Here is a 26,376-nt window from a genome sequence, read left to right on the forward strand (position 1 = left end):
ATTGCTCCCGAACAAGTGAGACAATATTCAAAGCACGCATTTAGTCGATACGGATTAGAATTGTGGCTTATAAGCTCGGTTTATTAGGATTGGGAACCGTTGGCACCGGAACAGCGCAAATCATTCTGGACTCTTTGGGACGCCATCCCTTATTACAAGAGCTAGAAATTCATCGCGTGGGAGTCCGCAACCTGGATAAACCCCGTCAGGTGACATTTTCCGCTGACCAACTCACCACGGACTTAGAATCAATCGTCACTGACCCAGACATTGATATTGTAGTCGAGTTGCTTGGCGGTCTAGAACCCGCGCGATCGCTCATTCTCACTGCCATTAGTCACGGTAAACATATCGTCACTGCCAACAAAGCAGTAATTTCCCGCTATGGCAATGAAATTTTCGACGCTGCCAACGCCAAAGGGGTCTATGTCATGCTCGAAGCAGCGGTCGGTGGCGGCATCCCCGTCATCCAGCCCTTAAAAGAATCCCTAGGGGTGAACCGCATTCAATCGGTCATGGGGATTATCAATGGCACCACCAACTACATTCTCACCCGAATGCAAACAGAGGGCGCAGATTTTGCCGATGTCCTCGCCGACGCACAACGCTTAGGTTATGCCGAAGCTGACCCCACCGCTGACGTGGATGGATTGGATGCAGCGGATAAAATTGCGATTTTGGCATCCCTCGCCTTTGCCGGTCGGATTAAACTGGAGGATGTCCATTGTGAAGGCATTCGGCAAATCAGTGCCGCAGATATTGCTTATGCCGAAAAGCTGGGCTTTACGATCAAATTACTCGCGATCGCCAAACGGCAATCCAGCACAGAGAATCATGCCGTCGATCGCCTATCGATCCGAGTCCATCCGACCCTCGTCCCCAAAACCCACCCCCTCGCCAGTATCAATGGGGTGTATAACGCGATTTTGGTAGAAGGAGAACCCCTGGGTCAGGTAATGTTTTACGGCCCCGGCGCAGGTTCAGGCCCTACCGCCAGCGCTGTGGTTTCTGATATTTTGACCATTGCCGCCATCTTGAAAACAGAAACCGAACCAATTCCCCACCCATTGCTCAGTTGTACCCATCAGCACTACTGTGCGATCGCGCCAATGGAGGAATTGGTTACACGCTTCTACACTCGTTTTCTCACCAATGACACCCCTGGAGTCATTGGGCATCTGGGGACAAGCTTTGGCAATCATGGAGTCAGCCTAGAGTCTATTGTCCAAATTGGGATGCGCGACAACCAAGCCGAAATTGTCGTCGTCACCCACGATGTCTCAGAAGGTAATTTCCTCAATGCTTTAGCCGAAATTCGCCAACTCGATGCGGTAATGAGCATTCCCAGTGTCTTACGAGTCTTGTAAAGCGCAGTAGGGCACGGGCTTGCCCTCGGATGAGGGACCCGCCGTCGGCAGAGGAGCGGGGGAGCAGAGGAGCAGAGGAGCAAAGGGGGAAGAGAGGGAAGAGGGGGAAGAGGGGGAAGAGAGGGAAGAGAGGAAATTTCCCTCCCACACTCCGATGGCGGCTTCCCACACTCCACACTCCCCACTCCCCTGCACCCCCACACCCCACACTCCCGCTAAATTTAATCTAAATAGCTGAATCAAATTAGTCTCAAGGAGGAATTGATGACATCAGAAAAACAAGAATTAGCCACAAATCAAGCAGCAGATAAATGGTGGCCAAGATTGCGAGAAAATATCGTAATTTTAGCGATCGCTTTAGGATTAGCTTTCTTAATTCGTCTTTTCGTCGCCGAACCGAGATATATTCCCTCGGATTCCATGGCTCCGACCCTACAACTGGGCGATCGCCTAGTCGTCGAAAAAATATCCTATCGATTTCGACCCCCAACCCTAGGGGACATCATTGTCTTTGACCCACCCGAAACATTGCAATATCAGGGATATGGAAAAAACCAAGCATTCATCAAACGAATCATTGGCACCAGCGGTCAAGTCATTACCGTAGACAACAGTCAAGTTTATGTAGATAACCAACCATTAACGGAAGAATACATCGCCGAACCGCCCAACTACCAATGGGGACCGCACTCAGTACCCTCAGAGCAATTATTCGTCATGGGAGATAACCGCAATCATAGTAACGACTCCCATATTTGGGGCTTTTTGCCAATTGAGAATATTATTGGTCGGGCTACTTTTCGTTTTTGGCCACCTAATCGGATCGGTTTTCTGTAAATAGATTTCCAAATTACCGCATTCAACCCCAGATCCCTGGTAAAAATTGAGTCAACCCCCCCTCAAACTAGGTAAAATATGAATCAGCGAAGTGGCATATCCACTTCGTCAAGGAAATTAATTTAACAGAAAATGGGTGTTAACGATGAGTTTTTTTGAATCTGAAATCGTGCAGCAAGAAGCCAAACAGTTGTTTGAAGATTACCAAACCCTAACTAGATTAGGCAGTAACTACGGCAAATTTGACAGAGAAGGGAAGAAACTGTTCATTGACCAAATGGAAGCCATGATGGAGCGTTATCGGATTTTTATGAAACGCTTTGAACTCTCAGAAGATTTTATGGCTCAAGTCACAATGGAACAGCTTAAAACTCAACTCAGTCAAGCGGGAATGACCCCGCAACAAATGTTTGATCAAATGCATTTAACCTTAGAAAGGATGAAAGCCGAAGTTGAACGGCAAAAATAAATTGGTTAGTGGTTATTAGTTATTCTTGGTTGGCTGACGAATAACCAATAACCAATAACCAATAACCAATAACCACTAACCACTAACCACTAACCACTAACCAACAACCAATAACCAATAACCAATAACCAAGTTTATTTCGGTGGTTCAAAAACCCAAGGATTTGTGAAACTTTCTGCCGGGACTCCCTGAAGCGCTTGCTGCATAAAATCACGCCAAATCGGTGCCACAAATCCACCACCTGTGGTTCCCCGAGGCATAGGAGTATAGTCATCATTGCCCACCCAAACAGCGACAGTCAACTGGGGCACATAGCCCACAAACCAAACATCCCGTTCAGAGGAAGTCGTCCCCGTCTTTCCCGCCGCTGGACGCCCAATCTGGGCTTGGGTGGCCGTCCCTTGACTAATCACCCCTTGCAGCACATCATTAATCGAAGCCGCTGACCAAGGATCCAAAACCAGTCGCCGTTTAGGAGTATTGTCCAGTAAAATTTTACCGTTGCTATCCGTGACCTGAACAATAGACGTGGGTTCTGAATACCAGCCATTAGAAGCAAACGTGGCATAAGCGCCCGCCATTTCCAGCGGCGTCACATCCACCGCACCCAGTGGCAAAGAAATCACTGGGGTAATCGGACTCTTAAACCCGATAACACGACAGACTTCAACCACTTTATTGAGTCCCACCTCTTGTCCGATTTTCACTGCCGGGATATTCAGCGAGACTTCCAAAGCTTTGCGAATTGACACCGCCCCTGAGAAAGAACCGCCATAGTTCTGTGGGCTGTAATAACCATCCCCATCTCGGTAACTGACTGGACTGTCATACACAACAGAACTTGGCGCATATTTACCACTAGCAAAAGCGGTGTAATACACAAAAGGCTTAAAAGCTGATCCGGGCTGACGTTGGGCTTGAATCGCTCGATTGTACTGACTTTTTTCAAAATCAGCGCCCCCCACCATTGCTTTCACAAAGTGAGTCCGAGGATCGACTGCCACCAAAGCAATTTGACCATTATCTCGGTCGTAAAATACTCCTTGGTTGTAAAACTGTTCGTGCCAACCGCGAATCGTTCTTTCTGCCATCCGTTGGAAGTTCATATCAATGGTGGTTTGCACTCGCATTCCACCTTTGAGGACAGCCTCACGACCAAATCGCTGATTTAACTCTTGAACTACCGCTTCGGTGACATAAGGCAGTTTACTGCCCCCAAAGGAGGTAATACGTCCCAGCAGCAAGGGTTGCTGACGAGCCGATTCCGCCTCTTCAGCAGTAATCCATTTCAGTGTCACCATGCGATCGAGAACCGTAGCCTGTCTTTGTTTGGCCAGCTTATAGTTGGTAAATGGGCTATACTCTTCAGGGGCTTGGATAATTCCCGCCATCATTGCCGCTTCCGCTAAGTTTAAGTCCGCAGCCGACTTATTAAAATAGCTTCTCGCGGCGGTTTCCACTCCATACAAGTTGTGACCCCAATAGACCTGATTGAGATAAAGTTCCATAATCTGGTCTTTGGTGAAAATTTGCTCTAAACGAATCGAGAGAACCGCTTCAGCCGCTTTCCGACTTAAAGCCCGTTTCGGAGACAAGAACAAATTTTTCACCAACTGCATAGTTAGGGTCGAACCCCCTTCCACCGTGTCATTGGCTTCTAAGTTGGCAGCTAAGGCTCGCATCACCCCACCAGGGTTGATGCCGTGGTGCTGGTAGAAGTGGCTATCTTCGATCGCCATCACAGCCCGTTTCAGGTTAGGAGAGATTTTGTTCAGTGGCACCACTTCCCGGTTCGCCTCGTCGTGGAGACTGGTGAGTAATCTGCCTTTGATGTCATATATATGAGTGGTTTCTGCCGGAACGTAGCTGCGTAAAACTCTTACATCCGGCAGGTTTCGGAAGCTGATCGCCAAACCGACCAGTCCCCCAGCCACCACAGAAGATGCCAACATGGTTACACCCAACAGGGTGCCCGCAGTCACCTTGCTGATGTCTTGTAAGAAGTTAAAGACGGGTGCTGAGTCTCTCGGTGGATTTTGTGGAATTGTGTTTGTTGACACGGCGATTTCACTTCCTCACTAAAATAATCTTTCTTTACCTCTGTTGAACCAGAGTTGCTTGGTGGATAAATTTGGGGGTTGTGGACAGTAAGCTAATTAAAAGGCGATTACCCCCGTCGATCAAGAAATAGCCTTGAGGTTCGATTAAAGGGTCTAATCCACGGCTGTAAACTTGATTAACTATAGTTTGACCATCAGATCCGGAGAGCCTGACTGATGGCATTTGATCTGATCGAGTGTCATCGATAGATTTTACCGGGTTGAGCAGATAACATAAAAATAGTGCTTGGTTTTATATTAAGTTTTATCACTAATTTTTGCATTTTTTTGCATTATAGTAGTTTGGCGGTGCAGGATGCGACCTCACCCATCGTTATTTATCACACTTGGCACATAGCAACCATGTCTTCCGATCCATCCCAACTATCTTGGTTATATCGTGGCACCGAGGAAATTTTTCCCCATCGCCCTGATTCTGATGACAAAAATGAGAATTTACTGGCACGCTTGGCTAAATCGGAGCGTCCTTTGCGGGTTAAGTTGGGGATTGACCCTACTGGGGCAGATCTACATCTCGGTCATAGTATTCCCGTGCGTAAGTTACGAGCGTTTCAGGATGCGGGTCATACAGCAGTTTTGATTATTGGCGATTTTACCGCGCAAATTGGCGATCCGACTGGTAAATCAGAAGTCCGCCGTCAGTTGACTGCTGCCGAGGTGAAACAAAATGCTCAGACCTATTTAGATCAAGTTCGTTCTATTTTAGATTTTGATACTCCCGGACGGATAGAAATTCGCTACAACTCGGAATGGTTGTCTAAGCTAGACTTGGCAAAAATCCAAGAGTTATTATCCACGATGACTGTGGGTCAGATGTTAGCCAAAGAAGGTTTTGCCCTGCGCTACGAGCAAGGGACGCCGATTTATTTGCATGAGTTTCTCTATCCGTTGATGCAAGGTTATGATTCTGTGGCGGTACAGTCCGATGTGGAGTTGGGGGGAACTGACCAAAAGTTTAATATTGCTGTGGGTCGAGATTTACAACGCTATTTTGGTCAAACCCCTCAGTTTGGGATGCTGATGCCGATTTTAATCGGGACTGATGGGACTCAGAAGATGTCCAAGTCTTTGAATAATTATGTGGGAATGTCGGAAGACCCCTTGACTATGTATTCCAAACTGGAAAAGACCCCTGATGCTTTGGTGCGGCAGTATTTTGAATTGTTGACTAATTTGCCTTTGGATCGGTTGCCCGAAAATCCGCGAGAGTGTCAAAAGTTGCTGGCCATTGATGTGGTGTCTCAGTACCATAGCCCCGAAGCTGCCCAAGAAGCCCAAAAGTCGGCGCAAACTTTGGTGCAAGGGGATGCGAAGCAAGCGGATGCGGTGCCAGAGTTTTCTTTAAGCGGGGTGAATTTTCCTGCGCCTCTTTACTATTTGATTAGTGCGACGGGGTTATGTAAGACTTCTTCGGATGCCCGAAGACAGGTGCAAGGGGGGGCGGTGCGTTTGGATGGCGATCGCATTGATGATGTGAATATGTCCTACGAGTCTCCCACGGAACTAGACGGTAAAGTCTTGCAAGTTGGCAAGAAAAAATTTATTCGACTGGTCAAATAATTGTCAAATTATATTGTCATTCCCGCGAAGGCGGAAACAAAAACTAATCACCACTAACCCAAAATGCTCACTGCCGATCGCATTATTGTTCCTTTAGATGTACCCACCTTCGCTGCGGCGATCGCCCTGGTGGAAACCTTGCCCGATGTCAGTTTTTGGAAAGTTGGGCTAGAACTCTTTGTCAGCAGTGGCCCGGAGATTCTGGCGGAACTGAAACAACGACAAAAACGCATTTTTCTCGATTTAAAGTTTCACGATATCCCAAATACGGTGGCGGGGGCTTGCCGTTCCGCCGCCCAGTATGGCGTAGACTTACTCACCATTCATGCCACCGCTGGTCGCCGAGCCCTCCAAGATGCTCAAGCTGCTTTATCAGAACCCCCCCTAAATTCCCCCCCTTTTGAAGGGGGGGCAGGGGGGGTTCAGCCACCAAAACTCATCGCCATTACTCTACTGACCAGCCTAAGCTCGCGGGATTTAGCTTTTGATCTAAAAGTGCCGGTGGAGTTACCACAATTTACTCTGGAAATGGCGCTGATGGCTAAAGAATGCGGGTTAGCCGGTGCAGTCTGTTCTCCCCATGAAGCGAAACAAATCAAACAACTGTGCGGTCAGGATTTTCTGTTGGTTTGCCCTGGGGTCAGACCGCACACCATCTCAGTTACGGGAGATCAAAAACGGACAATGACTCCCGCAGATGCCATTAAATCCGGTGCGGATTATTTGGTGATTGGCCGACCGATTACGGCTGCGGAGGATCCGGTGGCGGCCTTTGCCCGCATTTGTGAGGAACTTGGCACTTAGAAATGGAGAAAAAAGCGATTCCCTGCGGGATAGCTCCGCTTCACGCCTCTTTAAAAGTAGGGGCGAACGGCTGTTCGCCCCTACCCGCCCCCTTATCAGTTGGCTTACTGGTTGTTTGCCTGCTGTTGTTTGAGATGTTATTACCACCAGGAACGAAAGATCCCCGGCTTTTTCCACAAGCCGGGGATCTGTTTAACGGTTTATTCTCTTTAAGGGCGAATGCATCGATTCCTGGTGAAGCGATCGCGCATCCGCAACCAGGCGCGATATTGCATCCGCAACGCTACGCGAACGCTCTCAACCGTTCTACTTGCCCAGAAAACCTGCAAGCCTTGATTGCCCAAATGCTACCCGACTTGCCCGGATATGCCAATCGAGTCCTGCGCCGTTCGTCGATTTCGGATCAAGTAGGGGCGAATCGCTCTTCGCCCCTACTCAACATTTATGTCATCACTGCCGGGAACCCTGAGTTTGAGCCTTTACCCCTCGGTGCGGGTCGGTCTACCACTGGTCGTCCCAGTACCAGGCAGGAAAATTCCCCCCCCAGTAGGGGCGAAGAGCGAATCGCGGGCGAACAGCCGTTCGCCCCTACTTTGCCTTCTTTGAATTCTGAATCGAATTCTGAATCAGAACCCGATTCATCTTCCTCCGATCGACCCCGGACGCCAAACGATGATCCACAACAAGTTTTTATTACTACTTTAGAACGACAATATCGCGGGAATCAAGTTGTAGAAATCCCGCGATATCATTGGTTATTTTTAACTAAAACCACTGAGGGTTGGCGTCTTGCCTTGATATTTTCTCGGATGGGTTCAAATCGACCCAGTAGGGGCGAACGGCCTTTCGCCCCTACCCCACCAGAAGAAAGTTCTGATAGTTTCATGGCTGAGGCGATTCGTTTGTGGTTACGAGATTTATGGTTAAAAAGCTGTAGCGATCGCCATAATTCTTAATCAAATATTTCTTGCAAATTACAGCTAAATACAGCAGTAATTCTTATTTTTTATCTTCTTTAAATCGGTTGCAGTTGACCAGGCGATCTCGTCACTGCCTTAGACATATTTTGTACTGGACAGAATAAATCAATAATTAACTCTAACTCATGGGGATAATGGGGCTTCGGATCGTTGACCAACCAAATCGGTGGCACCATCATCGGATCGTATTCAGCCACAATATAGAGTCTATCTGGTTTATTTTTTAGTTTTACCGGAGTTCCTTGCGCGTATTGTAAAGCTTCTTGGTTTTCGAGGTCGTTAGTCATCATAGTGTCATCAATATTTATCAACTGGAGATTTGTTATGTGTCGAATGTAACATAATCAATCAGCATATGGTAAAAATTGATACATTTTTTAACTAAACGTTGAGCTATATGTCTGATTCTGGCTAATCTGGGTGCGTGAAATGTTCAAATGCTGTCTGTATGATTCAGATGGGATCCGCATTTGCGATCGCAAGGAAATAGCTCCTTTGTGACTGTGAGTAAGTAATAAAACTTATCGAAGACATCAAAAACTACTCATCAACTATTCATACATAACTATCTGCTTAAAGAATAAATCTGTAAATATACAGATAATACCAAATCCGCTAATCCAGAGCGCGTTTTAGGGGATAATCGTAGGGGTCGGTTTCAATCCCCTACCCGATAAAAAGCGGATTTGGTATGAGTCCATCGTTAAAATTCCCATTCAGAGAAAAAAACCCTAAGAATTGTTGCGTAAGAGTACGCGCTGGCTCTGTAATTGTTTAATCCGTTCCAGTGTGCCACTGGGAATCGAAGCAATTAGCTTTTGGGTATAATCTTGTTGCGGTTGTCGATAAATGGTTTCCGCAGGCCCCATTTCTTCGATTTTCCCTTGATTCATCACCATAATGCGATCGCTCATAAACTTAACCACACTCAAATCATGGGAAATAAAAATATAAGTTAAATGGAATTCTTCTTGTAATTCCTTGAGTAAATTTAAAACTTGGGCTTGCACCGAAACATCCAAAGCGGAAACCGACTCATCACAAATAATAAACTTCGGATTCAAAGCCAAAGACCGGGCAATACAAATCCGCTGTCTTTGACCTCCAGAAAACTCATGGGGATAACGATTCATCACATCCCCACTTAACCCCACTCGTTCCAACAAATAAGCTGCCCGTTCGCGATGTTGTGCGTTACTTTTGCCCGGTTGATGAATCTTCAAAGGTTCCATCACCAAATTGCCCACATTCATCCGGGGATTCAAAGAACTAAAAGGATTTTGAAACACAATTTGCATTTCCCGGCGAATTGGTCGCAGAGTTTGTTCCGGCAAATGGGTAATCTCTCGGTCTTCAAAAAATACCTGTCCTCCTGTGGGTTGAATTAATCTTAACAAGGTTCTGGCTAACGTCGTTTTTCCACAGCCAGATTCGCCCACTAATCCCAAAGTTTCTCCGGGATAAACTTCAAAAGATACCCCATTCACTGCCATCATATACCGTTTAGTTTGGCCAAAAATTCCTCGGATGGGAAACGCTACTTGCAAGTTTTTCACCTGGAGAATTGGCGGTTTTGCTTGCAACTGTTTGAGTCTTTCGGCTAATGTTGCTTCAGTGACAGAAATCTGAGAATTATCTTGAATACTTTCCTCAATTTTCACCTCACCCGTATCACTGCTGACCACATTCATATAGTCTGCCACCGTGGGCAAATATTTCAAGCGAATTGTAGGTTGAGGGCGACAAGCTAATAACCCTTTGGTATAAGGATGTTGCGGCTGGGAAAAAATGTCCCACACCGACCCAGACTCGACAATTTTGCCTTGGTACATCACTGCCACGCTATCAGCAATTTCCGCAATCACCCCTAAGTCGTGGGTAATGAACATCATGGACATTCCACGGCGATCGCGCAACTCCCGCAGCAAATCCAAAATTCTTGCCTGTACCGTCACATCCAGGGCTGTGGTTGGTTCATCGGCAATCAACAAATTCGGATTACATGAAATTGCCATCGCAATCATCACCCGCTGAATTTGTCCCCCAGAAAGTTGGTGGGGATACCGTTTGAGAATTGCCAGTTTTTGCTGGTTAATTTCCTGGAGAATTTCTCGTTCCGTTTTATTCCCTTTCACCGTTGCCCGCAATTCCTCATCACTGGGAATTAGTTTCACCTCTTGTAAACTAGCTAAGGCTTGTCTGCGGGCTTGTCTTAAGGTGACTTGTTGATGCAGCATAATCGCTTCCGTCATCTGGAAACCGATGTTATAAACGGGGTTGAGAGAACTCATCGGTTCTTGGAAAATCATCCCCACATTCCCACCCCGATATTGCTGCTTTTCGGTTGGAGTCAGATTCATTAAATCGATGGGTTTGTCCTCGGTGTTCCCCTGAAACCAAATTTCTCCCCCGCTGATTTTTCCCGGACTGGGGACTAACCCCATCACCGCTAGAGATGTGACTGATTTCCCCGAACCCGACTCACCAACAATGCCAAGGGTTTGACCTCGTTTCACCTGAAATGATATGCCGTCAACAGCCTTCACGAGTTTTTCCTCGGTTTGAAATTGAACCATTAGGTTACGAACATCTAGAACTCTGTCATTCATGGAAAAGCTCTTGCAAATTTTAAGTTGACTTTAACAGTTTATCGAGTTTGACCTCTGTGAATATCTCTGTAAATCTACAGACTAGATCCTACAGACTTGTTTCCGGAGACAATCCGTAGGCAGTGAAGAATCTACTAAAATATCTATGTTCAACTAGATATCCGGGGATTATCAGGGCGTTCAGCTTGCTTTAGGGCGAGGGAATCGCTTTCTCATCAGTTCCGTAACAAATAAAGTAACAAAAAAGTAACAGACTTATTGTAACCAAGTTACTGTCCGCAAATTTCCTCAGATAGTTCCGGGGATCGATCCGTTACGATTGCGCCCAAGTGTTGTTGATTCCTAACTTGTTATTTTTTTACTCAATAGGTAAAATTAGCATTAACCCCAGGGAACAATTGCAATTGTATCAGAATCTTTGAAAGCAATTTTTGGCCGAAAAATCGCGGTTAATCTCCAAGAAACACTCCCAAACCTCATTCATAATTAGGACAACCCAAAGAAAAATTTATGAACTCAACTCAAGTGGATTTAATGTTTAACTCGTTGCCATTAGGGATAATAGAAAGTCCCATAGAAATGAATCAATTTACCGGATCGCTTTCTAGCTTGCCATCAAATATTCAGAACGATCCGATGATTCAACTCGGTTTTAGAGATTTAATTGGTAGAGTCGTTGGAGGGGTTGGAAATTTAATCGGTTCAATTAACTGGAATAATATCGTTGATGGGGCGGCGAATTTAATCACCTCCGTTGATTGGAATAATGTAGCCGGTTTCGTGACTAATGTAGTGGGGAGCATCAACCCGCTTTCAGTCGTGAGTGTGGCGGGGAATGTGGCCGACTCTGTTAGTGATATTGTGGGGTTTTTTCTGCCCCAAAATGAATTGATTAATTTAGTTAGTACCGTAGGCAGAGAAACCGTTAATTTAATCAATGGCAAAGATATTAATCTGGACGTTTTGGGTCGGGATTTTGCTAATGTAGGTTTGGGTCTGTTGAATTTGCAATTTAACCGAAATAAGCTTTATTTCGATCTGATTAATCTGGCTGCATCCGGCGCTGCTGCCGCTTTATTTGATGATGCGGGTTTCGCTGGAGATATCGTTGATTTAAGTACGCGGTTGGATGCCCGCAACTCCGGGGGCTGGCGTTTTCTCGATGGGGATGATTATGTTAAAGGTAGCCTTCTCGGTGATATTGTCAATGGGAATCAAGGCATGGATTATTTAGTGGGTTTGGCGGGGTCAGATTTTCTCCGAGGAGGCAGGGATAACGATCGCGTCGATGGTGGTGATGATGATGATATTTTAAATGGCAATATCGGCAATGATGAAGTCCGAGGTGGTGCCGGAAATGACTTTTGTCGCGGTGGTCAAGGGGATGATTTAATTGATGGCGGCGCCGGGGATGATATCCTGATCGGCGATCGCGATTTTGATATTTTAATTGGCGGTTCTGGGGCTGATTTCTTTGTCCTACAAATGCAGAATGCCAGTGAGGATGCCGGTCGCGCCGATCGCATTGCTGATTTTAATGCCGCAGAAGGCGATCGCATTAAAATAGTGGGCTGCGAACGCATTGAAGACCTAGGACTGGGATCCGTGGATGTGAATGCTGACGGACAGGTGGACACCGCCATCCTTTGTTCTGGACAGGTTTTGGGGGTCGTCATGGGAACAAATCCGACCGTCGTTAAAGATTATATTGACCTGATTAGTTCAGAAGAGCAAATTTTCAATATCGTCGGGTAGGCAAAGCCAGAAACCGGGTTTTTTGAAAAAACCCGGTTTCTAGAGTGGGTCAGTCCCGATCGAGATAAACTTAGATATTAGGCAAAATACTAGGCAAAATACTAGATTCTTCAAGTAAGCCCCGATCTGTTTGCCCCGATCTGGTGGCGACGATCTCAATTTAAAAATTTAAATATTATGGTTTTAATTCGCGTTCCCAAAATTTGGGACATTCCCGAAAGTCAAATTACCCCAGAATCCGTTTTTAGCAATCGGCGCAAGTTTCTCAAACAGGCGATCGCTGCTGGAATTGGCGTCAGCATTTTACCGATCATGGGCTGTCAACAGCAGTCCGAAGGGGGCAACGACCCCACAGCGGGAACCATTTCCCTCGGTCAAGTTCCCGTCAACCCTGATTTTGCCACAGCCGGACGGTCGATCACCGATCGATCCCTCAGTTCTCGCTACAATAACTTCTATGAATTTGGCGGCACCAAATCCATTTGGCGGGCAGCCCAAGCCTTACCCACAGACGATTGGAAAGTCGAAGTCACCGGCTTAGTCAACCAGCCCAAAACCTACGACCTCGATGACCTGCGGAAAAAATTTCCCATTGAAAAACGGGTTTATCGCTTTCGTTGCGTAGAAGCTTGGGCAATGGTCGTCCCTTGGATTGGATTTCCCATGAAGAAAATCATTGAAGATGTCAATCCCACCAGCGCCGCAAAATTTGTCCGCTTCTCCTCTTACTACGATCCGGAAGTCACCCCAGGACCAGGTTTTGCCTTTGGTTCCTTGCCTTGGCCCTATCAAGAAAGCTTGCGGATTGAGGAAATGGCTAATGACCTCGCTTTCTTTGCCACGGGAATTTACGATCGCACCTTACCCAAACAACATGGCGCCCCCATCCGCATGGTGGTGCCTTGGAAATATGGTTTCAAAGGGGCGAAATCGATTGTCAAAATTGAATTTTTAGACCAGCAACCGGCGACTTTCTGGCATACCTTGGTGCCGAATGAGTACGATTTTGAAGCGAATGTCAACCCCAATAAGCCTCATCCCCGTTGGTCTCAAGCGAAAGAACGGTTAGTCGGGCCAGGTCCTGCATTAAGTTGGGAAACTGTCCCCACTCAGCCTTATAACGGTTACGGTGAATATGTCGCTGGGCTGTACCAAACCTAAAAGTTATTGGTTATTTGGCATCACCCACAAATAATTTTGAAATTACTGACTTACCATGAATCACGATCCAGAAAAACGCCATACATCTTCCGAAGATGAATTGATCGATGCCTTGGAAAAATTAGAAGCAACTTTAGAGTCCAGCGATCTCCCTCTATCCCCCAAAACCCCCGCCACACCAGCGGCTAAAGTGGCCTCACCCCCGAAAAAACCTAAACAGGAATTCCTGTTGAGTGCTTTAGAAGATGCGGCAGCGGATATTGATCAATTTATGGCGGCAAAACATTTGGATAGCGATCGCATTTGATTTGTTATTTGTTATTTGTTGGTTGTTGGTGGTTGGTTGTTGTTTGTTATTGATGGGTTTCTTTAAATAACGAATAACTAATAGCAGGTAAATAACAACTAACCAGCAATCAACTAATAACTAAATAATAACTAAATAAATAAATAACTAATAACTAATGATTAATAGAAAACCTGAGCAATAACCCACAAATTACCCCAAAATGTCAAGATTTACTGACTTTTTGCCGCTGCGCTTCGTAGAGAATTAGGGCAGCAGCGATCGCCACATTCAAGGACTCCACTCCCCCACTCAGGGGAATCGTCACTGTTTTGTCAGCAAGCGCTGACAATTCCGGGGATAAACCATTGCCTTCATTTCCTAACAAAATTAGAGTCGGTTGACAATAGTCAAGTTCCCAATAGGTGAATGAAGCATGAGCATCCGTGGCCACAATTTGCCATCCTTGATTTTGGCAATGTTTCACCTGAGTTACTAAATCCGCACTCACCGCTATTGGCAAACGAAACCATTGCCCAGCGGAAGAACGCAAAACTTTCGGATGATCTAAATCTACGCTATCGGCACTTAACCATAAACCCGCTGCATTAGCCGCCGCTGCGGTTCTAATAATTGTCCCCAAGTTGCCCGGATCTTGAATTGTTTCTAAAGCTAAAGCGATCCCCGTTTTGGGCATCTGTTGGGGATCGAGGGTAGGACGGGGCGCGGTAGCTACGATCCCATCAGGATTCACCGTAGTGGCGATCGCTTCTAGTACCAATTGACTCAGCACTTGGCACTTTTTTGCCTGGGTGGAAATTCTTTGCCAAAGGGATAAATTTTGGGCAATCCATTGGGGAGTTGCACAAACATTAAGCAAGGGATAATTTACTTCACAGGCTACTTCCAGTAAATGGGTGCCTTCTAACAAACATTGATTTTCTCGGTGTCTTCCTTTGGCGTCATGTAGCTTACGAATTTGCTTGACTAAAGGATTTTGCCGACTGCTGATTTCAATTACTATTGAAGCGGATGGTGGTTGTGCCAAGGCTGCTACAGGTCTCACAGACTTAAAAAAAGTGCTTTTCCTATTGTACCATAATCATCCTAGAGGAGAATAGTCAGAGACGATTTTATAAATTAATTAAATTTTTTACGGATTGCCTGAATAATATTTGTGAAATATAGTAATAAGCGTTGAGGATTTTCTAGATTAATTGCTACATCATTGCCATCATCATTTTATGACAAGAACTTATGACAACAACTCTCGGTGAAAACAAGATTCAAGGCGATTTCGGTCAATGGGCGATCGCACCGAAAAAAAATATTCCTCAAGGCTTGTTTTTTTACCCAGAGGAAGCTAGTTGGTATCTGTTAATAAATATGCGGAACCCGGGACTTGAACCCGGAAGTCTTTGCAGACACTAGAACCTGAATCTAGCGCGTCTACCAATTCCGCCAGTTCCGCTTGTTGACCTTGTGATTTCAGACAATCTATCCTTTCATAAATATTTGCTAATGTCAAGTACCTCAAAGAAAAATTTTTTAGGTGACTTGCCAGGGGGCAACGACACCAGTCAGATGAGATCGCGGAAAAATAGCCCAAGTAGAATATCCAGAATTGTCAATTGACCGCAAAATAAATCAAATATATCTGGACAATTACCATCTTTCCGCTAGAATCTAAACCAACTTAAAAAACTGTAATATTATCCATATCGGAGGATACCCCTATTACTCTCTCTCTTGCTTCGCTAAACAAAAAAGCTTCACCGGAAGCGTCTTTTGCCACTGCCCTAGAAATTCAAGGACAATACCCCCTCAAAGGTCATGTCAACATTAGCGGGGCGAAAAACGCTGCGTTAGTTGTAATGGCTGGAACCATCCTCTGTTCAGGGGATTGCCGCCTACGCAACATCCCAAATCTCTCAGACGTTCAGCGTATGGGGCAAGTGCTCTCATCCTTGGGCGTCCAAGTCAGCCATAACCCTGATGCATTGGAATTCAATGCGCGGGATTTCCACTGCACCGAAGCACCTTATGAATTAGTCAGTCAGCTACGGGCCAGTTTCTTTATTATTGGGCCGATGTTAGCCCGGTTGGGAGAGGCTTCTGTACCCCTGCCCGGAGGCTGTGCCATTGGCGCTAGACCAGTGGATCTCCATGTGCGAGGTCTGCAAGCAATGGGTGCCCATGTACAGATTGAGCATGGCGTAGTCAAAGCAGCGGTTCCCGGCCCCAATCGACGCTTAAAAGGAGCCAAAATCTATTTAGATTATCCCAGTGTGGGTGCTACCGAAACTTTGATGATGGCGGCAACTTTGGCTGACGGGGAAACCATGATCGAAAATGCAGCCCAAGAACCGGAAGTTGTGGATTTGGCTAATTTCTGCAAATCAATGGGCGCTCGGATTTGGGGCGCGGGCACCAAGAAAATTGTCATCGAAGGTGTTGCTCGATTACATTCCACTGATTACGAGATTATTCCCGATCGCATTGAAGCGGCAACATTTTTGATCGCTGGGGCGATTACTCGTTCCGAGATATCGTTATCGCCGATCGTTCCCGATCATCTGACAGCGGCGATCGCCAAATTGGGCGAAATTGGCTGCAAGATTGTCATCGAATCCCCAAATCACCTGCGGATTATTCCCGCTTACGAAATTAAAGCCAGCGATATTACCACCATGCCTTATCCCGGATTTCCTACGGATATGCAGGCACAATTTATGGCCTTGTTGACCCTGAGTAATGGCGACAGCACCATCTCAGAAACCGTGTTTGAAAATCGGATGCGCCATGTGGCGGAGTTAAATCGCTTGGGTGCTAATATTCGGGTCAAAGGTAACACCGCGATCGTGCGTGGAGTCCCCCTGTTATCGGGAGCCCCCGTATTAGCCACCGACTTACGAGCCTCTGCGGGACTGATTTTAGCCGGACTCGCCGCCGAAGGAACTACCATTGTCCAAGATTTACAACATCTCGATCGCGGCTATGAAAGGTTGGATCTGAAACTGCAAAAACTTGGTGCGAGATTGCGCCGATTGTCAGTAAATGATACAACCGCAATTGCTACAGCCACAATCCCACCTTTACAAGTCGCGGCTCAATAAGCCCAAAAAACCCTTGATGGTGCGGATGATTGGCAATCGATCGACCCTCGATCTATCTGCGGTAAAATAGCTGAATTTCCTAAGTCCCAAGTTCTGAGTCCATAACTGGCATGGCTGTCTCTAAGGTACAACTGATTGGTTTACGAGCCGACGCCTTTCGTCATCCGCTCGATTTTGAAGCAACAAATTCACTCAAACAGTTGCCCGGACTAGATTTAATAGTGCGGCAACTGCTTGGATCCCTGGGAGAGCAATTTTTTTACTTAGAAAATATTGCCTCTAGTGTTCTGGTGAACGAGCAGCAGTTACCCGAACTGCATCAGGCGCTGTTAGAAGCCTGCCAGATACTGGATCTGGAACCCCCACAATTGTATGTCCGCCAAAATCCCGTCCCAAATGCTTATACATTTGCGATGCGAGGCAAGCAGCCTTTTATCGTGCTACATACATCACTGATTTCTATGTTGACACCGGCAGAGATTCAAGCAGTGATGGCTCACGAACTGGGACACTTGAAATGCGAACATGGGGTGTATCTCACTTTAGCCAATTTGATTTTATTGGCCGCAGGGCAGTTGCCGAATTTAGGCGGGTTAATTGCCCAAGGTTTACAGAGTCAAATTCTCCAATGGTTGCGCTGTGCGGAGTTTAGCTGCGATCGCGCGGCTTTATTAGCCACCCAAGACCCCAGAGTCGTCAGTTCTGTACTGATGAAACTGGCCGGAGGCTCTCCCACTCTGGCTCCGCAATTAAATTTAGATGCATTTCTTGCACAAGCGAAAACTTATGATATAATAAGCGAGACTGAGATGGGACGAATCTTTAAAGAAGCACAGTCCTCCCAGTTGACGCATCCCTTGCCAGTCCTACGTGCTAGAGAAATCCAGCGATGGGCCAGCAGCAAAGATTATGAATCAGTGTTGCAAAGGCAAGAAATCGTGTATAATAAAAAAGTCAAGCCCAATCCCAAGGGCGAGTGGCGAAATTGGTAGACGCACCACACTCAAAATGTGGCGGTTTCGGCCTTGCGAGTTCGAGTCTCGCCTCGCCCATATCTCTTATAATAATTAAACTCTTATAGGCTAAGGCTTATAAGAGTTTAATTTTATGTTTATTTCAAAAGCGGAGCTTTCAGAGCTTTCTAAAGCCCCTTACACAATATCTGGTGGCTTGGCATCTGTAGGGGTGCGGCGGAAAATCCCCCGCGTTGGCGTTGGCAATGCTTGCCACGATATTTTGGGGGCGCCTAGCTGTATCAAGCTTAATTGAAATGGCTAGATGGCTAGATATATAGATATAAGGTTTTACATATAAGGCGGCACCCAGATTCGAACTGGGGGTAAAGGATTTGCAGTCCTCTGCCTTACCACTTGGCCATGCCGCCTTGGTTCCAATTTGTTTTGGTTCCGGCTTATTATTGTAGCAGAGCGATCCAGAAAAAGGCAAGGATTTGGGTAAAAAAGTTTTCTGGAGAGCGCATAAGCTGATATATAAATATAGTTGCCGGTTTTGGAAACGCATCAATGGTTTATCCTGCCCCCCTGCGAATTGCTCAATTGACAGATTTACATTTGTTTGCCGACCCTGGGAAGAAGATGATGGGTCTGGCAACGGCTCGGTCTTTCCAAGCAGTGATTACACATTTGCAACAGTTAGAGCATCAGCCTGATATCTTGTTGCTGACTGGAGATTTGTCTCAGGATGAGACCCCGCAGTCTTATGAGTATTTGGGTAATGTTTTACGTCCTTTGGGGATTCCGACTTATTGGATACCGGGCAACCATGATGATTTGTTGGCAATGGAGCGGATTTTGTCTCAACCACCGATTTATCTGAATAAGTCGGTGCAGGTGGGTAATTGGCATTTTATTCTGTTGTGTTCTAATATTCCGGGTCGCGTGGATGGGGAAGTTTCGGCAACGAGTTTGAGTTGGTTGGAGAAGCAGCTAAAGTTGGCAGGAGATCGCCATGTAGCGATCGTGATGCATCATCCCCCGTTGGAGATCGGGTCAGAATGGATCGATCGCCTGCGCTTGAAAAATGCCGATGCTTTATTTGCCATTCTCGATCGCTATCCGCAAATTAAAATTATGCTCTGCGGTCACGTTCACCAATCATGGGACACGAAGCGAGAACAAATCCGCTATTTCACCACCCCCTCTACTTGCGTGCAGTTTCTGCCCAAGAGTGTGGATTTTGCGATCGATCCCGAAGCATTTCCCGGATATCGGTTATTAACGATTTATCCTGATGGCGGTTGGGAAACCAAAGTTGAGCGCGTGGCTTTTGCTTATCCCCCTCACCTGGGAAAAGACTGATAAATTATCGGAGATGTTAATTACAGCCTTTTTCAGAATAATCGATCGCCTCTGTAGGGGCAAAGCATTCCGGTAAAAACTTCCGGTTTTTCACCACAAATTTATCTGCCGGAATGCTTCGCCCTTACCAATAAAAAATTTACGCAGTCTTTTTGATAAAGGAGATTCTCCGGCTTCTAAGCGTAGTTTCTCGCTATACTCAAAGCGACGTTTCATATCCTCATCAATTTCTGCTTTGTGTTCCCAATAATAAGCTAAAGCTGAATGAATCTGACTCATATTCAAATGAGGATACTGAAAATGTAGTTCTTCTGGACTCGATCCATAAGCCTGAACAGAAGTCACTAATTCTACAACTTTCATCGATGTTCCGTTAATAAATGGCACTTGATGCTCATCAAGGAGAATATGTTTATACTCAGTGGTTGTTACTAGGGTCATAATCTTAACTAACTATTTAATGAATATTTTTCATGCTATTTCCGAATAAATTTTACCATTTAACCGTCCTCTCTGGACGGAATTTTGTAGCGCTTCTGACAAACGACTGTAATATTGCGGATATAGGGGCAAACGGGGGACTAATTCCCAACCCCCTGGGGCTAAAATTTCCGCCAGTTGTTGATGGTGGGGATGGGGATAATCAGGGTTTACTTCGTCCCACGGCCCGATTCCTCCTAAGTCTCTAGCCCCTGCGTCTAAACAAGCAAGTAATATTTGGGGTTGGGTGACAAGGTTGGGGGGAATTTGAATAGTTATATTATTCGGGAGAATTTGACGGGCGATCGCTACTACTTCCGGCAATTCTTCCAGATTAAAACCCGGTGCATCTGAGATTTGTTGGCTGCCTAAACTATAAGGTTGCAGGATAACTTCTTGGATATGTCCCCATTTTTCCTGGATATGCGCGATCGCCTCTAAAGTTTCTTGCCGATCGGCATCACATTCGCCAATTCCTAATAATAATCCCGTCGTAAAAGGAATCTCTAATTGTCCCGCCCATTCTAACTGTTCCAGTCGTAAAGATGGCAACTTACTAGGTGCATATTTATGTACATTTGTCAATAAATTAGGATTGATTTGTTCCAACATTAATCCCATTGACACATTCACCTCCTTCAGTTTTGCCATTTCCGCAAAAGTCAAAATACCAGCATTAGTGTGGGGTAAAAATCCCAGATTTAAAGCTAATTCTCCCAAGTCATAAATTATTTCAAACCAGGCTTTGCGGCGAGAACTTTGGGGATGAACTTCCCCACTGAGGATCAAAATTTCTATGGTATCTTTATTTGCTAAAGACTTCAGCAATGCTTCAGCTTCAGATAAACTTATCCAAGGACTTTTACCCGGTTCTTCCCGAAAATTACAGTAACTACAACGATTAAAACATTCGTAAGTTGGCACCAGGGTATAGGCTGGACTATAGGTAATAAGCTTAGATGTTAAACTAGGGATTAGCATTTATTGATTTATTTTATATTTTGTATAAAAATATATTAAACGATATAATTTTTATTATGGGAGTATTTATGAGCTTATTTCTAAGCGGTTTTTTTGTCTGATTTTTCTCTATATATGTTTTGATTTCTAATCATTCTTAGAATTATTTTTTAGAATTTATAATTATGTGAGTTTATTTGATTTTTGAGTAATCAATCTGATGTGATTCAGGCTACCTCCAAAATTACGCCCCGGATAATAATTAGGCATGAAGGACACAGTAATGCTGTGTCCCATAATATATTGAATAGCTGATTGAACAGGTGAAAAAACAACCTAGTAACTGTCACGATATTCCAGGCATATCAGGTTGTTCTTAGAAATATCTTATCAATAAAATATCAAGCTTTGCAGGATTATTTTTGGGCTGCAGGTTATTAGTCATTATTCATTATTCACTGGTCTTTTTCCTGATAGCTGATCCGCTATCCACTGTTCGCTATCTGCTGTTCGCTGATAGTTGATTAAAAAAAAGCGATAATTAGCTGTATGATTAACCATGAATGATATCTAAAATCAAGCCTTCTCGTGCCATCACTGAGTTAGGAAATGCTTCTTTAACTTGTGCCCCAATACCATCAAGCACTTGATCGCCGTGGGTGGGTTCGTGGTGAAAAATGACTAATTTTTTCACTCCGGCTGCTTTGGCAATTTTCACCGCTTCTTGCCAGGTAGAATGTCCCCATCCATGTTTAGGGGATTTAGGGTTATTGTACTCTTCGTCGGTGTACATTGCATCATAAATGAAAACATCAGCATTTCGCGCCAGATGTAGTACATTTTCGTCCATGCGATCGGGAAAGTGTTCGGTATCGGTACAATAAAATACGGAATGCCCTTGCCAAGTAATCCGATAGCCCATTGCGGTATTTGGGTGATTCAATGGCCCGGTTTCAAAGTAAATATCATCAATACTGAACGGTTCCCCACAGATTAATTCATGGAAAGTGATATCAGCTTTCATTCCCGAGAGGGGAACCGGGGAATTGGGATGAAGTACCCGTTCGAGAAAATGCTGTTTCATGGATTCGCCATTGGGGGGAACCGATCCATAAATGTGAAAGCGATTGCCAGAGATAAATACTGGTTTAAAAAAGGGAAAGCCTTGAATATGATCCCAGTGATAATGGGTAAAAAACATATAGGCTTCTAGGGGCTGTGCTTCGAGCAAGCTTTGACCGAGAACTTGTAAGCCGGTTCCCCCATCAAAAATTAGGTGTTTGCCACCGATGTACATTTCCAAACAGGAAGTATTGCCACCATAGCGAACGGTGTCTTTTCCTGGAGTGGGAACGCTGCCACGTACCCCCCAGAATTGAACGAAAAAGTCAGAAGAATGGCTCATGGTTTATTTGACGATTCCCGCTAGGTGAGCATACGCTTCCCTGGTTTTCCTTTGAGGAAAATATATTGAGGAAGGGATGAGAGAAAAACGGGGCGGGTCTTACCGTTTTTCTATCTATATTATTCGTTATTCGTTGTTTGTTGTTTGTTGTTTGTTGTTTGTTGTTGGTTGGGTAGAGATTCTTTGGTTGTTTGTTGTTTGAACCCAACTTTACCCCAAATAACAAATAACAAATAACAAATAGCAAGCAACAAATAACAAACAACAAATAACAAACAACTAACAACTAACCACTAATTTATCTTTAATGCACCACATTGACCCTGATGACGCAAAAGATGATCGCACAAGACAAGTGCAACCATTGCTTCTACCATTGGCACTGCCCTGGGTAGGACGCAAGGATCGTGGCGGCCTTTGGCAGCCAGCACGGTTTCTTCTCCGGTGCTGGTGACAGTACGCTGCTCTTTCCGAATTGTAGCAGTTGGTTTAAAGGCTACTCGGATAATAATGTCCTCACCGTTGGCAATGCCACCTTGAATTCCCCCGGATTGGTTGGTGGCGGTGCGAATATTGCCAGTTTTATCTATATAGAATTCATCGTTATGTTCTTTGCCGGTAAGGAGGGTACCCGCAAACCCTGAACCAATTTCAAAGCCTTTTGAGGCCGGTAGGGACATAACTCCTTTGGCTAGGTCGGCTTCGAGTTTGTCAAAGACCGGAGAACCTAAGCCTTTGGGGACTTTTCGGGCGACACATTCCACGACGCCGCCCAAGGAGTCCCCTTCGCGGCCAATTTGTTCGATGAGGGCGATCATTTGTGCTGCGATCGCAGTGTCAGGGCAACGCACGATGTTGCTTTCTACTTGTTCCAGGGTGACGGTGGCTGGGTCGATCTCCCCTTCTAGGTCTTTGATGCGTTTGACATAACCAATGATTTCTACCCCGGCGACTTGGGCGAGAATTTTTTTGGCGATCGCCCCGGCAGCGACTCGACCAATGGTTTCTCGCGCCGAAGATCGCCCCCCTCCTTGCCAGTTTCTAATGCCATATTTAGCATCGTAAGTGGCATCCGCATGAGAGGGGCGATATTTAGTCGCCATGTCGTTGTAGTCTTGGGGTCGAGTGTCCTGGTTCCGCACCAAAATGGCGATCGGTGTCCCCAGGGTTTTACCCTGAAAAACCCCCGAAAGAATTTCACAAGTATCCGTTTCTTTGCGCGGGGTGGTGATTTTACTTTGTCCGGGACGGCGCCGATCTAGCTCAAACTGGATTTCGGCGGCGGAAATTTCGAGTTGTGGAGGACACCCATCAATCACAACGCCGACGCCACCGCCATGAGATTCGCCAAACGTGGTAATTCTGAAAAGATGTCCGAATGTGTTGCCCATGATTTATGAAAAAGCCTGTGAAAAAAAGCCTCTGGGTCTAGTATTTTAGCCGAATTTGATCCAATCGGCTGCCCATAGGTTGCTTTGCATTATAGCGGCTTGTTTGTCAGACAATAATCTGGATGGTATGACAGGGGCGATCGCGAGTCCCCGGTATTTGTCCCTGACATTTGTCCCTGGCATTTGTCCCTGGTATTTGGCTATTTGTAGATGTGATCGCCAATGGATTAAAGAAACTATCTGTATGCATCAACAGGATTAATGTCTGACAATGTTATTTAACATGGATATTTAACATGGATATTCAGCATTGATTTAATACTGAAGTTGCGGCGTATGGGGGGGTCGGGAATTAGATGTGCGATCGCGATCGCTTCCAGAGTGAAGCAAACTCAAATAAGCGGGCTGTTGCCCACCAGGGGGATAATGGGGAGAAGCCTGACTATCCATCGGATGTCTTTCCATCGGCGGCGATTGATATAAACCGATCGCCCCATCCAACTTCACCTGAGCCAAATTCGCCCCCGTCAAATCTGCCCCGCTTAAATTTGCCCCGCTTAAATTCGCATTCAGTAAATTAGCATTTCTTAAATTTACCCCAGTCAAATCCGCATCACTAAGATCCGCATCCACCAACCGAGCATCGGTCAGTTGAGCATTACTGAGATTCGCGCCTCTCAGTTTACTTTGCCCCAAGTTAGCCCCGGTCAGGTTTGCTCCAGTCAGCTTGCTGCCATTCAAAGTAATCCCAATCAGGTTCGCCCCTTCCAGGTTGGCTCCACTCAGGTCAGCATTGGTTAAATCGCTATTAACTAAATTCGCAAACACCAAATCCGAACCCCCCAAGTGGGCTTGGATCAGTTTAGCATCCAAAAAGTTCACCCCTTGAGCATCGATGCCACTTAGATTTGCTCCCTGCAAATCCGACCCGACAAAATTGGCAAAACTCAAATCAGCCCCACTGAGATTGGCATGACCTAAGTTCGCCCCATTCAGGTTAGCAAAGATCAGATGCGCTCCACTGAGGTCAGCCTTACTTAGATTGAACCCTGCCAAGTGAGCATCGCGCAGATCCCCCCCTTGACATTGTTTGGTGGATAATAAGCGTTTAATATGCGTGGGATTGCTGGCCATATTCTGTTTTTATACTCCTACTTCGTTTGGTTGGTTTGGTTGCTCGAAGGTTTTCCGTCACTGTCAGGCGATCGGTATCTGGCTACTGCTAAAACGCCAACATTTACTAGGATGTACAAACCAACTCTAGGCAAGTCAGGATAATTATTTTGCAGCAGAGGGGCAGAAGGGCTTGTAGGGGCGAAGCATTCCCGCAGAAATTCTATGGGTAAGAAGCGTCAATTTTTTCCGGGAATGCTTCGTCCTTGCAGACGGGCAGAAGGGCTTGTAGGGGCGAAGCATTCCCGCAGAAATTCTATGGGTAAGAAGCGTCAATTTTTTCCGGGAATGCTTCGTCCTTGCCAATATTTGTGGTTCACTCATCAAACAAACGCTGTAACCGGCTGACTGACTGGCTGATAGGTGGCAAAAATCTTTCTTACTAAGGGCACATGAGCCGCCGCTTCAATCCACAGCCGAGCACCGCATGGGCCGGTTTCGTGGGGAGTGTACACAATTCGGCATGAGCCATTTATCTCTAATTCATGGCATTCATGCTGGTTTTTGCCTTCTTTGACCACAATCGGCGGCTCATTCTGTCCTTCTTTGGCGTTTTTGCCAATAGTTTGCCGGTTGACCAGGATGCAGGTTTCGACTTGGCGGGGGCGCTTGTACCAGGTGCCTTTGGGTCCTTTGCCGCGTTCTTCGATGACCGGCATTCCGTTAAATAAGGGGATGATCCAGGCGCGGCCTTGTTTTTCGGCACCTTTGACTCTGCCTTGCTGGAGGAGAATGCGGAGTCTGACGGTGGAAATGCCTAGGTAGTGGGCGGCTTCGGTGGTGCCGATATGGGTGGGGCTGCTGGTTGGGTTGCTCATTTTTCCTGGCTTTTTACTACATCGCAATAGTAATTTAGCAGGGATAAATCAGAATGTCAAGAGGTTTTTTATTTTTTATTTTTTGTTGTTTGTTGGTTGTTTTGATTTACTACATCGTAATAGTAAGGATTGGCAGCGGATAGCTGATGGGATAACGGATTGGCAGCGGATGAATTGGCTATTTTATTTTCGGATAGCGATCGCCTCCAAGACCAAGAAACCGGGTTTCTTTCGGGCATCCCACAGATAACTGTGATTTTCACCACAGAAACCCGGTTTCTTGGGCGATCTGCGAGGATCAAGAAACCGGGTTTCTTGTTTGTATCCCGTAGATGCACTGTGATATCCCGAAAATAAACTCGGTTTCTGCCCGGTTTTTGGGGTATCTCTGAGGACTAAGAAACCGGGGAAACTGGTTTTTATCCGACAGATAATTGTGATATCCCGAAAAGAAACCCGGTTTCTGAATCCTCCCAAATAGTAAATACGAATCATTATTTGTTAGTTGTATGCCGAGTACATAGTTATTTTATTTATTTTTTAAATAACCATTTTTATTACTTTTAATAAATTATCAAATATAATTATAAAATTAACCTTTATTGGGTTTATCACTGAGCATAGCCGCGCATAAGTTTATATCAGAGATGAGTTATTTTGGCTCAGTTGCGGCTCAATTGCGGCTCAGTTGCGGCTCAGTTAGGACTCGGTTAAAGCTCATTTAGAGCGAGTTGCGGCTCAGTTTCGGCTCAGTTGCGGCTCAGTTG

At 45.6% G+C, this 26,376-nt stretch carries 24 protein-coding genes and 3 tRNA genes; 13 read left to right on the forward strand and 14 right to left on the reverse strand.

The features are described 5' to 3' along the window. Positions 1–62 precede the first annotated feature (62 nt). From ABWT76_RS18185 to ABWT76_RS18195, 3 genes are all read left to right on the forward strand, one after another. The gene (locus ABWT76_RS18185) at positions 63–1,367 is read left to right on the forward strand and encodes a homoserine dehydrogenase (protein WP_054469827.1); all 1,305 of its coding nucleotides are present in this window, start codon (positions 63–65) and stop codon (positions 1,365–1,367) included. Between the two features lie 264 nt (positions 1,368–1,631). Further along, positions 1,632–2,204, forward strand: a complete 573-nt coding sequence (gene lepB, locus ABWT76_RS18190) for a signal peptidase I (RefSeq protein ID WP_190877889.1) — start codon at positions 1,632–1,634, stop codon at positions 2,202–2,204. A gap of 145 nt (positions 2,205–2,349) precedes the next feature. Beyond that, positions 2,350–2,673 carry a DUF1825 family protein gene (locus tag ABWT76_RS18195; protein WP_054469824.1) on the forward strand — a complete coding sequence of 108 codons (324 nt, stop codon included), beginning with the start codon at positions 2,350–2,352 and terminating at the stop codon, positions 2,671–2,673. Positions 2,674–2,807: 134 nt separating this feature from the next. On the opposite strand, the gene ABWT76_RS18200 is transcribed toward ABWT76_RS18195, so the two are convergent. After that, entirely contained in the window at positions 2,808–4,733 is a 1,926-nt protein-coding gene (locus ABWT76_RS18200) for a transglycosylase domain-containing protein (RefSeq protein WP_054469823.1), read from the reverse strand. Between the two features lie 402 nt (positions 4,734–5,135). On the opposite strand from ABWT76_RS18200, the gene tyrS reads away from it, so the two are divergent. The 3 genes from tyrS (at position 5,136) to ABWT76_RS18215 (ending at position 8,113) form a co-directional block, all read left to right on the forward strand. After that, positions 5,136–6,353, forward strand: a complete 1,218-nt coding sequence (gene tyrS / locus ABWT76_RS18205; RefSeq protein WP_054469822.1) for a tyrosine--tRNA ligase — start codon at positions 5,136–5,138, stop codon at positions 6,351–6,353. Between the two features lie 63 nt (positions 6,354–6,416). After that, complete coding sequence (pyrF, locus tag ABWT76_RS18210) at positions 6,417–7,157, forward strand: orotidine-5'-phosphate decarboxylase (RefSeq protein ID WP_354634732.1); 741 nt, start codon at positions 6,417–6,419, stop codon at positions 7,155–7,157. Positions 7,158–7,159: 2 nt separating this feature from the next. Continuing rightward, positions 7,160–8,113 (forward strand): hypothetical protein, encoded by a 954-nt coding sequence (locus tag ABWT76_RS18215; RefSeq protein ID WP_054469820.1) that lies wholly within the window; start codon positions 7,160–7,162, stop codon positions 8,111–8,113. Between the two features lie 59 nt (positions 8,114–8,172). Here the strand turns inward: ABWT76_RS18215 and ABWT76_RS18220 are convergent, their stop codons facing one another. After that, positions 8,173–8,427, reverse strand: a complete 255-nt coding sequence (locus ABWT76_RS18220; protein ID WP_054469819.1) for a hypothetical protein — start codon at positions 8,425–8,427, stop codon at positions 8,173–8,175. Between the two features lie 441 nt (positions 8,428–8,868). Then, positions 8,869–10,746 (reverse strand): ABC transporter ATP-binding protein, encoded by a 1,878-nt coding sequence (locus tag ABWT76_RS18225; protein WP_190877892.1) that lies wholly within the window; start codon positions 10,744–10,746, stop codon positions 8,869–8,871. A 510-nt stretch (positions 10,747–11,256) separates the two neighbouring features. Here ABWT76_RS18225 and ABWT76_RS18230 point away from each other — a divergent pair. The 3 genes from ABWT76_RS18230 (at position 11,257) to ABWT76_RS18240 (ending at position 13,969) form a co-directional block, all read left to right on the forward strand. Continuing rightward, positions 11,257–12,501 carry a calcium-binding protein gene (locus ABWT76_RS18230; RefSeq protein WP_354634733.1) on the forward strand — a complete coding sequence of 415 codons (1,245 nt, stop codon included), beginning with the start codon at positions 11,257–11,259 and terminating at the stop codon, positions 12,499–12,501. A gap of 177 nt (positions 12,502–12,678) precedes the next feature. Beyond that, positions 12,679–13,662 (forward strand): protein-methionine-sulfoxide reductase catalytic subunit MsrP, encoded by a 984-nt coding sequence (gene msrP / locus ABWT76_RS18235; RefSeq protein ID WP_354634734.1) that lies wholly within the window; start codon positions 12,679–12,681, stop codon positions 13,660–13,662. Positions 13,663–13,717: 55 nt separating this feature from the next. After that, positions 13,718–13,969 carry a hypothetical protein gene (locus ABWT76_RS18240; RefSeq protein WP_054469708.1) on the forward strand — a complete coding sequence of 84 codons (252 nt, stop codon included), beginning with the start codon at positions 13,718–13,720 and terminating at the stop codon, positions 13,967–13,969. Between the two features lie 205 nt (positions 13,970–14,174). Here the strand turns inward: ABWT76_RS18240 and ABWT76_RS18245 are convergent, their stop codons facing one another. Both ABWT76_RS18245 and ABWT76_RS18250 read right to left on the reverse strand, forming a co-directional pair. Further along, positions 14,175–15,014, reverse strand: a complete 840-nt coding sequence (locus tag ABWT76_RS18245; RefSeq protein WP_231636944.1) for an RNA methyltransferase — start codon at positions 15,012–15,014, stop codon at positions 14,175–14,177. A gap of 321 nt (positions 15,015–15,335) precedes the next feature. Beyond that, positions 15,336–15,419, reverse strand: a tRNA-Leu gene (locus ABWT76_RS18250). A 265-nt stretch (positions 15,420–15,684) separates the two neighbouring features. Between ABWT76_RS18250 and murA the strand changes: the two genes are divergently transcribed. The 3 genes from murA (at position 15,685) to ABWT76_RS18265 (ending at position 18,116) form a co-directional block, all read left to right on the forward strand. Next, on the forward strand, positions 15,685–17,064 hold the full coding sequence (murA, locus tag ABWT76_RS18255; protein WP_354636423.1) for a UDP-N-acetylglucosamine 1-carboxyvinyltransferase: 1,380 nt from the start codon (positions 15,685–15,687) through the stop codon (positions 17,062–17,064). 110 nt (positions 17,065–17,174) lie between these two features. Beyond that, on the forward strand, positions 17,175–18,056 hold the full coding sequence (locus ABWT76_RS18260; protein ID WP_354634735.1) for a M48 family metallopeptidase: 882 nt from the start codon (positions 17,175–17,177) through the stop codon (positions 18,054–18,056). Beyond that, positions 18,035–18,116: transfer RNA gene (locus tag ABWT76_RS18265), tRNA-Leu, on the forward strand. The genes ABWT76_RS18260 and ABWT76_RS18265 overlap by 22 nt, the downstream gene beginning before the upstream one ends. Before the next feature lie 261 nt (positions 18,117–18,377). On the opposite strand, the gene ABWT76_RS18270 is transcribed toward ABWT76_RS18265, so the two are convergent. Then, a tRNA-Cys gene (locus ABWT76_RS18270) sits at positions 18,378–18,448 on the reverse strand. Positions 18,449–18,587: 139 nt separating this feature from the next. On the opposite strand from ABWT76_RS18270, the gene cpdA reads away from it, so the two are divergent. Continuing rightward, positions 18,588–19,382, forward strand: coding sequence for a 3',5'-cyclic-AMP phosphodiesterase (gene cpdA, locus ABWT76_RS18275; RefSeq protein ID WP_354634736.1), 795 nt, complete (start codon positions 18,588–18,590; stop codon positions 19,380–19,382). A gap of 90 nt (positions 19,383–19,472) precedes the next feature. Here cpdA and ABWT76_RS18280 read toward each other — a convergent pair whose 3' ends face one another. The 8 genes from ABWT76_RS18280 to ABWT76_RS18315 form a co-directional block, all read right to left on the reverse strand. Then, on the reverse strand, positions 19,473–19,823 hold the full coding sequence (locus tag ABWT76_RS18280) for a DUF433 domain-containing protein (RefSeq protein WP_354634737.1): 351 nt from the start codon (positions 19,821–19,823) through the stop codon (positions 19,473–19,475). A gap of 30 nt (positions 19,824–19,853) precedes the next feature. Then, entirely contained in the window at positions 19,854–20,843 is a 990-nt protein-coding gene (gene cofG / locus ABWT76_RS18285) for a 7,8-didemethyl-8-hydroxy-5-deazariboflavin synthase subunit CofG (protein WP_190877896.1), read from the reverse strand. Between the two features lie 532 nt (positions 20,844–21,375). Then, on the reverse strand, positions 21,376–22,227 hold the full coding sequence (locus tag ABWT76_RS18290; RefSeq protein WP_054469704.1) for an MBL fold metallo-hydrolase: 852 nt from the start codon (positions 22,225–22,227) through the stop codon (positions 21,376–21,378). Between the two features lie 293 nt (positions 22,228–22,520). Continuing rightward, a complete protein-coding gene (gene aroC, locus ABWT76_RS18295) occupies positions 22,521–23,618 on the reverse strand; it encodes a chorismate synthase (protein ID WP_190877898.1) in 1,098 nt (365 codons plus the stop codon). A gap of 106 nt (positions 23,619–23,724) precedes the next feature. After that, complete coding sequence (locus tag ABWT76_RS18300; protein WP_190877900.1) at positions 23,725–23,868, reverse strand: hypothetical protein; 144 nt, start codon at positions 23,866–23,868, stop codon at positions 23,725–23,727. A 65-nt stretch (positions 23,869–23,933) separates the two neighbouring features. Further along, the gene (locus tag ABWT76_RS18305; protein ID WP_054469702.1) at positions 23,934–24,752 is read right to left on the reverse strand and encodes a pentapeptide repeat-containing protein; all 819 of its coding nucleotides are present in this window, start codon (positions 24,750–24,752) and stop codon (positions 23,934–23,936) included. Positions 24,753–25,114: 362 nt separating this feature from the next. Further along, complete coding sequence (locus tag ABWT76_RS18310; protein ID WP_054469701.1) at positions 25,115–25,609, reverse strand: helix-turn-helix domain-containing protein; 495 nt, start codon at positions 25,607–25,609, stop codon at positions 25,115–25,117. Between the two features lie 183 nt (positions 25,610–25,792). Beyond that, positions 25,793–26,104 carry a hypothetical protein gene (locus ABWT76_RS18315; RefSeq protein WP_354634738.1) on the reverse strand — a complete coding sequence of 104 codons (312 nt, stop codon included), beginning with the start codon at positions 26,102–26,104 and terminating at the stop codon, positions 25,793–25,795. Positions 26,105–26,376 lie beyond the last annotated feature (272 nt).

Origin of the sequence: Planktothricoides raciborskii GIHE-MW2, assembly GCF_040564635.1 — a bacterium.
Classification (GTDB): domain Bacteria; phylum Cyanobacteriota; class Cyanobacteriia; order Cyanobacteriales; family Laspinemataceae; genus Planktothricoides; species Planktothricoides raciborskii.

Coding starts and splice junctions, on each gene's coding strand:
- ABWT76_RS18225 (WP_190877892.1), bottom strand. CDS start 10,746: ATGAATGACAGAGTTCTAGATGTTCGTAACCTAATGGTTCAATTTCAA.
- msrP (WP_354634734.1), top strand. CDS start 12,679: ATGGTTTTAATTCGCGTTCCCAAAATTTGGGACATTCCCGAAAGTCAA.
- ABWT76_RS18260 (WP_354634735.1), top strand. CDS start 17,175: ATGGCTGTCTCTAAGGTACAACTGATTGGTTTACGAGCCGACGCCTTT.
- lepB (WP_190877889.1), top strand. CDS start 1,632: ATGACATCAGAAAAACAAGAATTAGCCACAAATCAAGCAGCAGATAAA.
- ABWT76_RS18230 (WP_354634733.1), top strand. CDS start 11,257: ATGAACTCAACTCAAGTGGATTTAATGTTTAACTCGTTGCCATTAGGG.
- ABWT76_RS18300 (WP_190877900.1), bottom strand. CDS start 23,868: ATGCATACAGATAGTTTCTTTAATCCATTGGCGATCACATCTACAAAT.
- ABWT76_RS18240 (WP_054469708.1), top strand. CDS start 13,718: ATGAATCACGATCCAGAAAAACGCCATACATCTTCCGAAGATGAATTG.
- pyrF (WP_354634732.1), top strand. CDS start 6,417: ATGCTCACTGCCGATCGCATTATTGTTCCTTTAGATGTACCCACCTTC.
- cofG (WP_190877896.1), bottom strand. CDS start 20,843: ATGCTAATCCCTAGTTTAACATCTAAGCTTATTACCTATAGTCCAGCC.
- ABWT76_RS18280 (WP_354634737.1), bottom strand. CDS start 19,823: ATGACCCTAGTAACAACCACTGAGTATAAACATATTCTCCTTGATGAG.
- cpdA (WP_354634736.1), top strand. CDS start 18,588: ATGGTTTATCCTGCCCCCCTGCGAATTGCTCAATTGACAGATTTACAT.
- ABWT76_RS18315 (WP_354634738.1), bottom strand. CDS start 26,104: ATGATTCGTATTTACTATTTGGGAGGATTCAGAAACCGGGTTTCTTTT.
- ABWT76_RS18310 (WP_054469701.1), bottom strand. CDS start 25,609: ATGAGCAACCCAACCAGCAGCCCCACCCATATCGGCACCACCGAAGCC.
- ABWT76_RS18290 (WP_054469704.1), bottom strand. CDS start 22,227: ATGAGCCATTCTTCTGACTTTTTCGTTCAATTCTGGGGGGTACGTGGC.
- ABWT76_RS18215 (WP_054469820.1), top strand. CDS start 7,160: ATGGAGAAAAAAGCGATTCCCTGCGGGATAGCTCCGCTTCACGCCTCT.
- tyrS (WP_054469822.1), top strand. CDS start 5,136: ATGTCTTCCGATCCATCCCAACTATCTTGGTTATATCGTGGCACCGAG.
- ABWT76_RS18195 (WP_054469824.1), top strand. CDS start 2,350: ATGAGTTTTTTTGAATCTGAAATCGTGCAGCAAGAAGCCAAACAGTTG.
- ABWT76_RS18220 (WP_054469819.1), bottom strand. CDS start 8,427: ATGATGACTAACGACCTCGAAAACCAAGAAGCTTTACAATACGCGCAA.
- aroC (WP_190877898.1), bottom strand. CDS start 23,618: ATGGGCAACACATTCGGACATCTTTTCAGAATTACCACGTTTGGCGAA.
- ABWT76_RS18305 (WP_054469702.1), bottom strand. CDS start 24,752: ATGGCCAGCAATCCCACGCATATTAAACGCTTATTATCCACCAAACAA.